The sequence below is a fragment of the Streptomyces sp. NPDC050418 genome, assembly GCF_044458745.1.
Lineage (GTDB): Bacteria > Actinomycetota > Actinomycetes > Streptomycetales > Streptomycetaceae > Streptomyces.
On sequence record NZ_JBITIG010000001.1, the window covers coordinates 770,065 to 783,658 of the forward strand.

The window sequence follows — 13,594 nt, forward strand, 5'->3', positions numbered from 1 at the left end:
GGGTGCTCACCCACCCGGCTTGGAGTGCGCGGGGCGGGTGCTCACCCACCCGGCATGGACTGCGCGGGGCGGGTGCTCACCCACCCGGCGAGCCCGCTCAGCCCTCGCCCTCCTCCGCGTACTGCGTCTCCTGATGGCGCCCGCCCGTCTCCGTCCCGTGCGGCCCGGGCTGCTGCGGCACCCGTACGTCCGGGTGCGGCAGCGGTGCGGAGGCGTGCGGGGCGTGGACGGAATCGAGCTGGGAACGCAGGGAGCGCAGCTCGACGTCCTGGAGCTGCACCTGGATGTCGAGCGCCTGCATCCGCCGGCGCTGGGCCAGGAGGTAGCGCACCTTCGTGCGCAGCGCCCAGGGGTCCACGGGCTTCATCACCAGGTCCGCGACGCCCAGCCGGTAGGCCACGCGCGCCAGTTCGCTGTCGCGCCCGAACCCGGTCAGCAGGATCACCGGTATGTGCTGGGTCTGCTCCACGCGCTGCATGTAGCGCACCACGTCGAGCCCGCTGACCTGCGGCATCACCACGTCGAGCAGGACGAGGCCGATCCCGCCGCGCAGGACCGCCTTCAGCGCGTCATTGCCGCTGGTCGCCCGCTCCAGGGGCTGCCCGAGCGGGGCCAGCGCGCTCTCCAGGGCGAACAGGTTGTCCTCATGGTCGTCGACAAGAAGCACCCTCTCCTCACCACTCGCCATACCCCTGCCCCCTCGCTCACCTGTCCAGGGTAGGGCCGCCCGGGGCCGCGCAGGCGCATATGCGGAAAGGGCGAACGAAGGGGCGCACTGAGAGCTGGCTCACCGACAGAAATCAGTCCCACAGGGCCCGTTCGGCCTCGCGGGGCGCCTCGGTCACCTCCGTACCGTCCGCGTCGAAGGTCATCACGGGGCGTGCCGCGTCCCAGCCCCGCCAGCCGGGATCGCCCGTCGTGGCGAAGGCGACCCAGGCGCGGTGCATCGCGTCGGCGAGGGGTTGCGGGGCGTCGGGGCCGGTGAGGGCGCGGGCCTCGTCGGTGTCCAGCGTGTCGAAGACGAAGCCGAGTTCGAGCGCGTGGCAGGCACCGAGCCGCTGCACCCGTGTCCGCCACGCGAACTCGTAGAGGTACGTACGCCCCGCGGTCGGTGCGTGTGCGGACGTAGGCCCTGCGGTCCGTGCGTCGGCGAGGCGGTACAGCGGGATGCGCAGCAGCTTGTCGGTGGCGATGGCGCCGAGCACCTCGCCGGGGTTGGCGCCCGGCCGCCCTGCTGCGTACAGCCGGGCGGCTCGTTGCGGGATACGGAACTTGGCGAGGGCCAGGCGCAGCGTGAGCCTGCCGATGCGGTCGGCGACGCCCGAGGGCAGGAACCAGAGGCGGTACTCCTCGCTGGTGGTGCCCAGGAGCAGATCGATGTCCGCGGCCGCGCCGGCGGCCAGGGCGCGCGCCGGGTCGTCGGGCAGGACGTCGCCGTCGATGACGGGCTGGAATCCGGCGCTGCCGGTGAGCGGGTTGCCGCCGCGGGTGACGTCGCCCTGCGCGGCGAGCAGGGCGGTACGGTCCGCGGCGGCGAAGTCCCGTGCGGTGGCGGGGATTGCGAGCCGCTTCGCGATGGCGGCCGTGGTGCGCCGCGCCTTGTCGCGGGGCAGGGCCATGGGCGCGCCGCTCTGGATGACCGCGCGGCGGAACAGGCCGCGGGCGTGCGGGCTCGTGAGGAGCGCGGCGATGCTGATGCCGCCCGCGGACTCGCCGAAGACGGTCACGTTCTCCGGGTCGCCGCCGAACGCCTCGATGTTCTCGCGCACCCAGGTGAGGGCGGCGATCTGGTCGCGCAGCCCCAGGTTGGCGGGTGCGTCGGGGAACACACCGAAGCCTTCGATGCCGAGCCGGTAGTTGAGCGAGACGAGGACGACGCCGTCGCGTGCGAAGGCCCGCCCGTCGTAGACGTCGAGGGCCGCTGAGCCGTTGCGCAGGGAGCCGCCGTGGATCCACACCATCACGGGCAGCCGTCCGGCGCCGGGCGCGGGGGTCCAGACGTTGAGGTTGAGGCAGTCGTCGCCCGCGATGTCGGGGTCCGGCAGGAGGGCGTCCAGCGGTGGCGTGTACGGGAGTTTGGGCGCGGTGGGACCGAAGGCGAGCGCGTCCCTGACACCGCTCCAAGGGGTGACGGGCGCGGGCGCCGCGAAGCGGTGCTCGCCGAACGGGGCCGCCGCGTAGGGGATGCCGCGGAAGACCGCGACGCCGTTCTCCTCCGTGCCGCGCACCTTGCCGTGCGCGGTGGCCACGATCGTCATCCGCAGATCTCCTTCAGCTCCCGCTTGAGGACCTTGCCGCTCGGGCCGAGCGGCAGATACGTCAACAGGCGGACGATCCTGGGGTACTTGTGCCGTCCGAGCCGCTCGCGCGCCCAGTCCACGATCTCCGCCTCGTCCGCGTCGGCCCCGGGCCGGAGCACGACGGCGGCGCAGATCTCCTCGCCGCGTGCGTCGTCGGGCAGCCCGATGACGGAGACCTGGGCGATGGCGGGGTGCCGGGCGAGCACCTCCTCGACCTCGCGCGGGTAGACATTGAAGCCGCCGCGGATGATCAGGTCCTTCTTGCGGTCGACGATCCGCAGGAACCCGTCGGCGTCGCGTACGCCGATGTCGCCGGTGCGCAGCCAGCCGTCGACGACGGCAGCGGCGGTGGCCTCGGGGTCGTCGAGGTAGCCGGCGAACAGGTTGTGCCCGCGGATGACGACCTCGCCGCTCTCCCCGTCGTCGAGCAGCACGGTCCGCGCGTTGTTCTCGGCGTCCGCGACGGCGGCCTCGACGCCCCATACCGGGTGGCCGACGGTGCCGGGGCGCCGTCCGGTGGTGAGCTGGTTGAAGGTGGCGACGGGTGAGGTCTCGGTGAGGCCGTAGCCCTCCAGGACGACGGTGTCGTAGTCCTTCTCGAAGCGTTCGAGGACGGCGACGGGGAGCGCCGCGCCGCCGGACACCGCGAGCCGCAGCCGTGCGGGGCGGCGCGGATCGGCGGCCGCCGTCTCGGTCAGCGCGTGGTACATCGTCGGTACCCCCATGAAGACCGTGATGTCCTCCTCGACCAGCAGCTCCAGCGCACCGGGCCCGGTGAAACGCGGGGTGAGGACGAGGGTCGCGCCGGCCCGGAACGTGGCGTTCATGGTGCAGGACTGGCCGTAGCTGTGGAAGAGCGGCAGGCATCCGAGCACCACGTCGTCGGGGGTGAGGCCGAGCAGGTCCTGGGCGCAGACCATGGCATTCAGGACGAGGTTGGCGTGCGTGAGCATCGCGCCCTTGGGCTTGCCCGTGGTGCCGCTGGTGTAGAGGACCGCGGCGAGGTCCTCGGGTGCGGCGGGGACCGCGGACGGCAGCGGCTCACGGTCCGTGCGCACCTCGGCCACCTCGATGCCGACGGCCGCCGCCGCCTCCTCGGCGACCGCGCCCAGCGGCCCGCCGCTGACGATCACCCGGCACGCGCTGTGCCGCAGCACGAACGCCACCTCGTCGGCGAGAAGGAGTGCGTGCACCGGAACGACGGTCGCGCCGAGCGCGGCCACCGCGTAGTAGGCGCGGGGGAAGTCCGCGGTGTTGGGCAGCAGCACGGCGACCCGGTCACCGGCCCGCACCCCGCGCTCCCGCAGCTCCGCGGCGAAGGCGAGGCTCTGCCGCCACAGCTCCCGGTACCCGATCCGCTCCCCGCCCTCGACGACCGCGGTCCGCTCGGGATGCCGGGCTGCGGAATCCTGCAGGACGGTGGCGATGCTCAGCTGCACGGGGGCTCCTCGGGCGGTACGGGGCGGGTGCGGGCCGGGTGGGCACGCGCCTGGACGGGGTCGCCGTCAGCTTCCGCGACCGGAGGTTGCGGGGCCATGGGCGATTGCCCAAGGTGCCCCCGTACTCCGTGGGCAGAATCACCGGGCATTCCCCTGCGGCAGGGCAGCCGCCTAAGGTGCGCGCATGAGCGAACGGGAACAGGCGTTGCGGCGGCGGCTCGCGCGGACGCTGCTCGCGGACATCGACCACCTCACGAGTCAGGTGGTGGCCGATATCCGCGCGCACAGTGCGGCGTACGCGTCGGGGCGTCCGGTGTCCGTGGCGGATCTGCACGGGATCTGCCACGACAACCTCGTCCGCGCGCTCAGCGACTTCGGGGACCTGCCCCACGATGTCGAGGACCTGGAGGCGGCCGCCACGGAGACCGGGCGCCGCCGCGCCGAGCAGGGCATGCCGCTCGACACGGTGCTGCGTGCGTACCGGCGCGGCGGCCGGGTCCTGTGGCAGGCCATGGCCGGACCGCTGCGGGACGGCGCCGAGCACGAGCTGATCCCCGATGTGGCGGGCGCCCTGTGGGAGACCATCGACCGGTTCTCGACCGTCATGTCGGACGCCTACCGGCTCACCCAGATCGAGCTGCACCACCGCCAGGACTCTCGCCGCGGCGCCCTGTTCGCGGCGCTCCTCGAGGGCCGCGGCAGCGATCCGGCGGTGGCCGGCGCGGCCGCGGCGACGCTGGGTCTGCCGCCGCGCGACCGCTACGCGGTGGTGGTGATCGACCAGAACCCGGCCGCACCGCCCAACCCGGAGCCCGCGCTGCAGGCCGTCGGCATGTGGTCGTTCTGGCGTACGCGCGCCGAGCAGTACGTGGGCCTCGTACGGCTCGGGCCGGCGCACCCCGACGAACTGACCGACGTCCTGCGCAAGGATCCCGGAGGCACGGCCGGGATCTCCCCGCCGTTCGAGGAACTGGCCTGCGCCGACACGGCGTTGCGGCACGCGCAGCGCGCGCTGCGGACCCTGCCGCCGGGCAGTGCGACGGCCGCGCAGCTCGACGAGCGCCTGGTGGAGGCGGCGCTCGCCGGCGACACGGAGATCGCGGACCGGCTGCTCGGCCGCTATCTCGGCGGCGTGCTCGACTGCGGCGCCGAACGCCCGGTGCTCCTGGAGACGCTGCGCACCTGGCTGGACACCGGTTGCTCGGCCTCGCGCGCCGCCGACCTCCTGTACTGCCACCGCAACACGGTCCTCAACCGCATCCTGCGGGTCTGCGAACTCACGGGCTGGCCGGCCGAGTCGGGCGAGGCCCGCCTGGGCTGGGCGCTCGCCCTGCGGGCGGCGGAGGTACCGCGCTGACCCGGCCGGTCCCCGCGTCCTACAGCGCCTGGGCCTTGGCGTTGCGCCGCCAGTCCGACCACAACTCCGTATCGCCGCAGTAACCGCAGCCCGGCCCCGTGAACTCGGCGCGCGCCTCCGCGTCCCCCATCAGCTGGTAGCGCAGCCACGCCGTGACCGGGGCGCGGAAGTCGCCCCCGTCGCCGATGCTGCCGAGGTGGCCGGCCCCGCGTACCTCGCCGTAGACGGCGGGCACATGGTCCGAGTCCGCGTAGAACGCCTTGACCAGCACGGGCGGCACGGTGAGGTCGTACTGGCCCGCGAGGTAGAAGACGGGCTCGTCCATCGCGTCGGCGCTCGCCAGCGGTCCCGGCTGGATCGGCACGGCGGTGTCCACGCGGTCGTCCACCGCCGCGTTGAGCGCGGCCGCCCCGCCCTGGGAGTGCCCGGCGGCGCCGATGTGGTCGAGGTCGACCTTGCCGTGGAACCTGCTGCCCGGGTCGGCGTCGCGGCGCTCCAGGACGTCGATGCCCGCGCGCATGGTGATCGCGAAGTTCGAGGTGGGGGTGTTGGCCGCGGCGACGATGAAGCCCTGACTCGCGAGGTGGCGCAGCAGCCCGCTGTAGACACCGGGTACGGCGCCGGTGCCGTTGCCCCAGATCACCACGGGGTGCCGGGTGCCGGAGGCGGCAAGGTCCGCGGGGTAGTAGAAGGTGTGCACGGCCTCGATGTCGACCCGCACTTCGTACGGGCCCGGGCTGCCCCAGTCGGCCGAGGCGGACTCCGTGGCAGACGCAGGCGTGGCGGCCTGCGCCGGCGTCGCGGGGAGCACGGGCAGGACGGACAGGGCGAGGGCGGCGGACAGCAGCAGTCCGGCGAGCTTCGGACGGGTACGGGCGACAGGCATCGGCACTCCTGGGGGCGAGAGCGTACGGCGGGTGACTGATCGCCCATGATGCGCCGCACCGCCCTGTGCCGTCCCCCGGCAGGTGCACAGCAACTCGGCGGATCTCATTGGGAGTTCGCCCAACGAGCCGCCCCCACGACGCCCGCGCTGCACCCTGGCGGACTCCGTGACGGCCGGACGTTTCCGCCGCCCCATTGACCGGAGCCTGTTCACGGATCTAGCCTCCATCTTCATACGCGAACACCGTCTACATATGAGGATGAGGTTCATGACGGACCACGGGGCCCCGCACGACCACGGCGACCACCACGACCACGAGCGGACCATCCGCCGCCTCCGCGACGGCATGGCACGCGGTGTGCTCTCCTTCCCGCTGACCAGCTTCGACGCCGACGGCGCCCTCGACCTCGCGGGCTACCGGGCGTACTTGGAACGGCAGTTGTCGAGCGAACCGGGCGCCGTGTTCCCCGCCTGCGGAACCGGGGAATTCCACGCGCTGGACGAGGACGAGTACCGCGCGGTCGTCGAGGCGACCGTCGAGATCGCCGCCGGACGGCTCCCGGTCGTGGCGGGCGTCGGCTACGGCTGGGCGCAGGCCCTGCGGTTCGCGCGGATCGCCGAGGAGGCCGGCGCGGACGCGCTGCTGGTCCTGCCGCACTACCTGGTGAACGCGCCGGAAGCCGGCCTGGTCGAGCAGGTGCGCCGGATCGCCGCGGGCACCTCGCTCCCGCTGATCGCCTACCAGCGCGGCCAGGTCACGTTCAGCGCCGACGGGGTCAGGGCCCTCGCGGAGATCCCGGGCGTGATCGGACTCAAGGACGGGCACAGCGACCTCGACCGGCTGCAGCGCCTGACACTCGCCGCGCCCGACGGCTTCCTCTTCTTCAACGGCGCGCCCACCGCGGAGATCCAGGCCGCCGCGTACGCGACCGTCGGCGTCCCCGCGTACTCCTCGGCCGTGCACGCCTTCGCGCCCGAGATCGCCGGCGCCTTCTTCACGGCGCTGCACTCCGGCGACACGGCGACCACGAGGACGCTGCTGCGCGACTTCTACATCCCGCTGGTCGAACTGCGGGACACGACCCCCGGCTACTCCGTCTCGCTGGTCAAGGCCGCGGCCCGCCTGCGCGGCTTCCCCGTCGGTCCGGTCCGGGCGCCGCTCACGGACCCGTCACCGGAGCATCTCGCCGTACTGCAGCAACTCCTGGACCTCGGGCTCAAGTTGGCCGCCGACCGCTAGACCCCGCCTCCGCCGCCCGCGATCCGCACCCGTCGGACCACGCACGCCGCACCCCCGGAAGGGGACCCATGACACCTCAGCCCACCGTCACCGCCTTCGCCGTCTACCCGGTCGCCGGCCGCGACTCGATGGAGCTCAACCTTTCCGGTGCGCACGGCCCGTACTTCACGCGCAACATCGTCGTGCTCACCGACTCGCAGGGCCGGACGGGCCTGGGTGAGGTGCCCGGCGGCGATCGGATCACGCAGACGCTACGGGACGCGGAACCGCTGGTCGTCGGCGCCACGTTGGGCGACTACCAGCGGGTGCTGCGGGCGGTCGGCGAGCGGTTCGGCGACCGGGACGCGGGGGGCCGCGGAGCGCAGACCTTCGATCTGCGGACGACGGTGCACGCGGTCACCGCGATCGAGTCGGCGCTGCTCGACCTCCTCGGACAGCATCTGGAGGTCCCGGTCGCCGCACTGCTCGGCGACGGCCAACAGCGCGATTCTGTCAGGGTGTTGGGCTACCTCTTCTACGTGGGCGATCCGGACCGCACCGACCTGGAGTACGTACGGGAGCCGGACGCCGCGCACGCGTGGTACCGCATCCGCCACGAGGAGGCACTGACACCCGAGGCGATCGTGCGCCAGGCCGAGGCCACCTTCGACCTGTACGGGTTCCGGGACTTCAAGCTGAAGGGCGGGGTTCTCGACGGCGCCGAGGAGGTCAAGGCGGTCCGCGCCCTCAAGGAGCGCTTCCCCGGCGCGCGGATCACACTCGATCCCAACGGGGCGTGGTCCCTGCGGGAGGCGGTCGAGCTGTGCGCGCCCCTGGGTGATGTGCTCGCGTACGCGGAGGATCCGTGCGGCGCCGAGGACGGCTACTCGGGGCGTGAGGTTCTGGCCGAGTTCCGGCGGGCGACCGGGCTGCCCACGGCCACCAACATGATCGCCACGGACTGGCGGCAGTTGACACACGCGCTCGCCCTGCAGTCGGTCTCGATCCCGCTCGCGGACCCGCACTTCTGGACGATGCGGGGTTCGGTCCGCGTCGCCCAGCTGTGCAACGCGATGGGGCTGACCTGGGGCTGCCACTCCAACAACCACTTCGACATCTCGCTCGCGATGGTCACGCACTGCGGAGCGGCGGCGCCCGGCGCGTACAACGCCCTTGACACGCACTGGATCTGGCAGGAGGGCCTGGAGCGGCTGACGGCCGAGCCGCCGCGGATCGTGGGCGGTGAGATCGCGGTCCCGGACGCCCCGGGGCTCGGCGTCACGCTGGACTGGGACCGGCTGCTGGCCGCGCATGAGCTGTACCGCGAGAAGGCACTGGGAGCGCGGGACGACGCGGTGGGCATGCGCCGGCTGGTACCGGGCTGGGAGTTCGACCCGAAGCGGCCCTGTCTGGTGAGGTGAAGTCGGGGTGCGCGCTGTCCGCGTACCCCCTTCAGCCCTTGACGATCCGCGTCTCGACGCCGGGCAGGCCCTTGTCCCACCAGTGCCCGTAGCGTCCGTAGACCCGTGGCTCCCGGTCGGCCAGGAAGCCGATGAGGCCCTCGGCCTCCTCCGTCAGACCGCGCCACTCGGCGGCGGTGAGCCGGCGGAACGCGGTGAGTTCGAGTCCGCCGTCGAGCGCCCGCCACACTCCGGCGACCGTCCCGTCGACCAGCAGACAGGGCAGCACGTCCCCGTTGCGCCGCACCGCCGCCGGACGGTACTCGGCAGGCATGAACCGTCCCGGCAGCACATGCGCGAGCAACGAGCTGTCCCACATGGGCAGCAGCCGCGGCGGTACAGGGGTGTCCTCGGCGGGGACGGTCGCGCCGGGCAGGTCGTACAGCGGAGTGCGTGCCGTACCGCCGACCGTCACCAGTGCGTCGCCGAGCCCGTCGACTGCTTTCCTCACGGTGGCGCCGGTGAGCAGCGTGAAGCGGGCGAAGTCCTGCACGGTGGCGGGTCCGAACGCGCGCAGATACGACAGGAGAAGGTGCCGTACGCCTTCTTCCGGCGTGAGGTCGCGCGGGCCGGGTGCGAGGCGGTACGCGTTGCGGTGGCCGAAGGACCAGGGGCCGCCCGTGGGTGTGTGGTGCAGGGATGCGTAGGTCCGCAGTGCCCACCAGGCCCGCTCGCAGCCCTCGCCCACGCGCCGCAGGACCTCGGCCTCGACGTCCGCGTTCGTCCGCTCGCTGCGGAGGTACGGGGTGAGGTCGGCCAGGAGCGCGTCGGCGTCCTCGGCCGTGAGTGCCGTGTCGGTGAAGCGGCGGTCGTAGAGGCGGGAGGCCCGTAGGGAGCTCGCCATCGCCGCGTGGAACGCCGGATAGTCCTCGGCGTGCACCGCGTGCAACGTGATCCGCAGCAGACTGGCCTTCACCACGCGCCCGTCGGCGAAGGCCGCGTCGAGCGCCCCGGCGTCGAAGTCCGCGACGCGGTTCCAGAGCGCGAGGTAGGGCGAGGCGGGCGACTGGGCCTGCAACGCACCGAGTTGGCGTACCGCCTCGACGGAGTCGACCGCGCGGCGCTCCAGGAGCATCTGACGGTCGAGGGTGGCGAGGGCGAGGCGGCGCGGGCCGAGGTGGGTCACAGGGGCAGTATGCCGACTCGGCACGCCGGGACACCCGGTACGCACGGCGGCGACGGGCCTACGCTGCTTGGGTGCTCCCCTTGCTCTTCCTCGACGTCGACGGACCGCTCATCCCGTTCGGCGGCATGGACCATCCGACGTACGCGCCCTCACCCGGCAACCCGCTCCTCGGCAGGGTCAACCCTGCCGTGGGACCTCAACTCCTCGCGTTGCACTGTGATGTGGTCTGGGCGACGACGTGGGGCGAGGACGCCAACACCGAGGTCGCTCCCCGGCTGGGACTCCCGCGTCTGCCGGTCCTCGCCTGGCAGGACGAGGGCGACTTGGCCGGCGTACTGCACTGGAAGACGCGGCCGATCGTCGCGTGGGCGCAGGGACGTCCCTTCGTCTGGATCGACGACGAGATCCGCGACCGCGACCGCACCTGGGTCTCGGCGGCCCATCCGGGCCCGGCCCTCCTGCATCGCGTCGACCCCCGGCTCGGGCTGACCGAAGCGGACTTCGCCACCGTGGCGCGGTGGCTGCGGGAGGTCACCTCCGCGCCGTAGACCCGCACCTGCGAGGATGCGGCGATGAGCCTGCACGCCGATCTGACCGCCCTGTTCGCAAGAGCGGGCCTCGTCACGGAGGACGTCGACGCGGCCGTCGCGGACGGGTGCGTCCGGGCCGCCGCCTATCAGCGGGTGATCGCCGTGCTGGCCGCCTCGCACCGCCGCGACGGCGACCGCGCGCTCGTGGCCACGCTCGCCCGCGACCCCGACGCGATGGCGGCGAAGACGGCGGTGGTCGCGCTGGTGGACCGGGTCGCGTGGCAGGTGAGCGGTCCTGCCGAGTTCCGGCAGTGGGCCGACGGTCTCGCACCCGGGATCGACCGGCTGCCGGTCGACGGCTGCCGCTCCTTCATCCACCGCCGTATCGAGGACTGGCTGCTGTTCCTGTCGGTCCGGGACGGCCACGTGCCCGCGCCGGAAGAGCTGGAGCGGGCCACGTACTGGATGCAGCGCCGCCTGGCCGAGGAGTCGATGTCACCGGCCGTACTCGACCGGCTCGCGTCGTCCGGCTGCGCGAAGAAGATACGGAACATCGCCCGCAACCGCGCCGCGAGCCGCGAGGTGCGCGCCGCCGCGCCTCGGCCTCACCCCACCGACAGCCCGCGCGCCCACTGCTCCCCGGTGATCTCGTAGCGCACACCGCCGTGCTCGTGGCCCTCGATGTCCGTCATGTCGTCGGGCACGGGAATGGTCTCGGCAAGGGTCATCCCGACCTTCTCCATGATGTGGCGCGAGCCGCGGTTCACGGTCATCGTCTCGGCCCAGACCATCCGCACCCCGAGCTCCGTGAACGCCTTGCGCAGCAGGGCCCGCGACCCTTCGGTGCCGTAGCCCTTCCCCCAGGCGTCCTTGCGCAGGCGGTAACCGAGCTCGACCTCTTCCCGCGGGCCTTCGGGCGCTGGACGCAGGATGAACCACCCGATGAACGGACCGTCGAGATCCTGCTCATGGGCGGCGAACAGACCCAGCTGTCCGCCCCACTTCTCGTACACGGCGAGGATCCTCGGCATCTGGTGCTCCCGGACCACCTCGGGAGCGGTCGGCTCCCCGCCGGACAGATACCGCATCACGTCCGGATCGCTGTCCAGCTCGATCAGCAGGTCCGCGTCATCCGCGGTGAACCGGCGCAGTGCCAGCCGGTCGGTCGTGAGGTATGTCTCCTGGTTGGTCTCCACGGGCGCGATCATGCCCGACGCACCCGTGGACGCCCCAATGATTTTCGGACCGGCCGACGTTGCCGCTCTCTGCCCTAGCGGACCACCGGAAGTTGCACCGTCCCGGTGTCCTCCGGCGCGCTCGTCACCGTCACCGGCTTGACGCCCCGGTTGCCCCCGTACGCGTCATCGCTCGCCGCGATCACGAACTGGATGCGGTGGCCCTTCTCGTACCGGTGCACGATCCCGGGCAGCGTCACCGTGAACGGCCGGGTCACGTCGGGCACCCGGACCGGTGCCACCAGCCGGTGCACGAGTGTCTTCTTCCCGTCCGGCGCGATGTCGTACAGCTTGGCGAAGAGCACCAGCTTGTCGGCGTGGTCCGAGGAGTTCTGCACCCGCTCGGTCCTCGGCGAGACCACCTTCAGCGTCGCCTTCGGTGCCCCCACCACATCGGTCGCGCGGGTGAGCGGTTCGGTGGTCCAGTCGAGATAGGTGCCCCGCGTGTCGTGCGGCTGCGGGTCGGGCAGCCCGATGATGCCCGCCAGCGAGGATTCCGAATGACTGGTGGGAACCAGCCAGTTCCGGTACTCACGGCTGCCCCGCGCGACCTTGGCGCGGTTGTCGACGAGCTTCCCGTCCCCGGAGAGGTAGTACGTGTCGCTCGGCGCGGGCGGCCGCGACGCCGTGCCGTAGGCCGTGGAGGCATCCCCCGTCCAGTCCCGGTAGTACGCGAACTGCGGCCCGGTGTCCGTCTTCTTCTCGCCCCGCAGATACCGCTCGAACCACGCGAGGACCCGCTGTCCGACGTAGCTCTCCTCCAAGTTCCCGGCGCCGAGGTTCAGTTCACCGCTCGCCGGGTCGGTCATCCCGCCGCTGTGCCCCCACGACTGCCAGATCATCTTGGCCGTTGTCCCCTGCCGCCGCAGCGTCTCGTAGGTCGCCGTGGCCTCGTTCAGGTTGAACAGCGTGTCGGCCTGGCCCTGGACCAGGAGCGTGGGCGCCTTGACGTCCTTCAGGTACGAGACGGGCGAGACGCTGCGCGCGTACGCCAGCAGCTCGTCCGTCCGCCCGGCCGGATAGCGCCCGGAGTTCAGCAGCCGGATCGTGTCGCAGGCCTGGTCCACGAAGTGCAGGCAGCCCAGCTTGTTGATGCGGGACGGGTCGAGCGACGGGGCGAGCAGCGGCTGCCCCTCCCCCATCAGGAAGAACCCGTTCGCCCACTGCCACTTGTACGCGCCGGGCACCGACGTTCCCTGCACGGACTGCGGATCGAGCGAATACGCCAGGTCGTTCCAGGTGATCAGCGGCACGAGCGCGTCCACGCGCTTGTCCACCGCGGCGGTCGCAAGCTGGATGGCTCCGCCGTAGGACCCGCCGATCATCCCGACCTTGGGGTCGTCACCCCGCCGCGTCACGAAGTCGGCCTTCGTGCCGTCGTCGGCGGCCCGCTTGCCCGCCAGGAAGTCCACGAGCGCGGACGCGGCCTTGGCGTCGATCCGCGGATCGTCGAGCGAGATCAGACACCCGGACTTGCCGAAGCCCAGGCCGGAGTACGCCAGTCCGACGTACCCCCGCTGAGCGAACGCCTTCGCGGCCCCGGCCGTGCCGCCGTCCGCCTTGTTCCCGCCGAACCCGTTGGTGGTGATCACGGCGGGCGCCGTGTGCCGTGCGTCCACGCCGGTGGGCCGGTACAGGTCGGCGTCCACGACACAGGTCCGTTCCCCGGTGTCCACGCTGAACTTCAGCGCTGTCACGGTGTACTCCCCGAGCGCGGGTGCCGCCCCGGTGGCGGAGGCGGGTACGGCGAGTGCCAGCGGCGCGGCGAGCGCGGCGGCCACCGTGCCGATGGCGGCGGCGAGTTGGGGACGGCGTCCGGGCACGATGCGGAACACGGTGACCTCCACGGGATGCGTTTACCGACCGGTAGGTATGTGCGGGGTCATCGTGTGGGGCGGGTCGTACCGGGGTCAATGAGCGTGCGGCGTGTTCGCGGAACCTCCACCGTTCTGGTGAATCACGGTGGGCTTGGTGAGAGTTGCCGGTTGGTACGGCGCCGACCGGATCCTCAGCACTCGGCCGGTGCGGCGCGGACCCTCAGC

12 protein-coding genes are annotated in these 13,594 nt (G+C 72.4%); 5 read left to right on the forward strand and 7 right to left on the reverse strand.

The features are described from left to right. Window positions 1-97: 97 nt before the first annotated feature. From ACIBI4_RS03500 to ACIBI4_RS03510, 3 genes are all read right to left on the reverse strand, one after another. On the reverse strand, window positions 98-688 hold the full coding sequence (locus tag ACIBI4_RS03500) for a two-component system response regulator (protein WP_399201851.1): 591 nt from the start codon (window positions 686-688) through the stop codon (window positions 98-100). 112 nt (window positions 689-800) lie between these two features. Then, window positions 801-2,258, reverse strand: a complete 1,458-nt coding sequence (locus ACIBI4_RS03505) for a carboxylesterase/lipase family protein (RefSeq protein ID WP_399201852.1) — start codon at window positions 2,256-2,258, stop codon at window positions 801-803. Beyond that, entirely contained in the window at window positions 2,255-3,739 is a 1,485-nt protein-coding gene (locus tag ACIBI4_RS03510; RefSeq protein WP_399201853.1) for a long-chain fatty acid--CoA ligase, read from the reverse strand. The genes ACIBI4_RS03505 and ACIBI4_RS03510 overlap by 4 nt, the downstream gene beginning before the upstream one ends. Window positions 3,740-3,923: 184 nt before the next feature. Here ACIBI4_RS03510 and ACIBI4_RS03515 point away from each other — a divergent pair, with 184 nt between their 5' ends. Continuing rightward, a complete protein-coding gene (locus ACIBI4_RS03515) occupies window positions 3,924-5,096 on the forward strand; it encodes a PucR family transcriptional regulator (protein ID WP_399201854.1) in 1,173 nt (390 codons plus the stop codon). Window positions 5,097-5,115: 19 nt separating this feature from the next. Here ACIBI4_RS03515 and ACIBI4_RS03520 read toward each other — a convergent pair whose 3' ends face one another. Continuing rightward, window positions 5,116-5,982 carry an alpha/beta hydrolase family protein gene (locus ACIBI4_RS03520; protein ID WP_399201855.1) on the reverse strand — a complete coding sequence of 289 codons (867 nt, stop codon included), beginning with the start codon at window positions 5,980-5,982 and terminating at the stop codon, window positions 5,116-5,118. 268 nt (window positions 5,983-6,250) lie between these two features. Here ACIBI4_RS03520 and ACIBI4_RS03525 point away from each other — a divergent pair, with 268 nt between their 5' ends. Further along, window positions 6,251-7,222, forward strand: coding sequence for a 5-dehydro-4-deoxyglucarate dehydratase (locus ACIBI4_RS03525; RefSeq protein ID WP_399201857.1), 972 nt, complete (start codon window positions 6,251-6,253; stop codon window positions 7,220-7,222). Window positions 7,223-7,290: 68 nt separating this feature from the next. After that, complete coding sequence (locus ACIBI4_RS03530; protein ID WP_399201858.1) at window positions 7,291-8,622, forward strand: enolase C-terminal domain-like protein; 1,332 nt, start codon at window positions 7,291-7,293, stop codon at window positions 8,620-8,622. 31 nt (window positions 8,623-8,653) lie between these two features. Here the strand turns inward: ACIBI4_RS03530 and ACIBI4_RS03535 are convergent, their stop codons facing one another. Further along, window positions 8,654-9,787 (reverse strand): winged helix DNA-binding domain-containing protein, encoded by a 1,134-nt coding sequence (locus ACIBI4_RS03535; RefSeq protein WP_399201859.1) that lies wholly within the window; start codon window positions 9,785-9,787, stop codon window positions 8,654-8,656. Window positions 9,788-9,858: 71 nt separating this feature from the next. On the opposite strand from ACIBI4_RS03535, the gene ACIBI4_RS03540 reads away from it, so the two are divergent. Together ACIBI4_RS03540 and ACIBI4_RS03545 are read left to right on the forward strand one after the other, a co-directional pair. Beyond that, a complete protein-coding gene (locus ACIBI4_RS03540) occupies window positions 9,859-10,335 on the forward strand; it encodes an HAD domain-containing protein (protein WP_399201860.1) in 477 nt (158 codons plus the stop codon). Window positions 10,336-10,359: 24 nt separating this feature from the next. Beyond that, on the forward strand, window positions 10,360-10,971 hold the full coding sequence (locus tag ACIBI4_RS03545) for a hypothetical protein (RefSeq protein WP_399201861.1): 612 nt from the start codon (window positions 10,360-10,362) through the stop codon (window positions 10,969-10,971). Here the strand turns inward: ACIBI4_RS03545 and ACIBI4_RS03550 are convergent. Continuing rightward, window positions 10,923-11,525 carry a GNAT family N-acetyltransferase gene (locus ACIBI4_RS03550; protein ID WP_399201862.1) on the reverse strand — a complete coding sequence of 201 codons (603 nt, stop codon included), beginning with the start codon at window positions 11,523-11,525 and terminating at the stop codon, window positions 10,923-10,925. The genes ACIBI4_RS03545 and ACIBI4_RS03550 overlap by 49 nt on opposite strands. A 62-nt stretch (window positions 11,526-11,587) precedes the next feature. Beyond that, window positions 11,588-13,387, reverse strand: a complete 1,800-nt coding sequence (locus ACIBI4_RS03555) for a CocE/NonD family hydrolase (RefSeq protein ID WP_399202030.1) — start codon at window positions 13,385-13,387, stop codon at window positions 11,588-11,590. Between the last annotated feature and the right edge of the window lie 207 nt (window positions 13,388-13,594).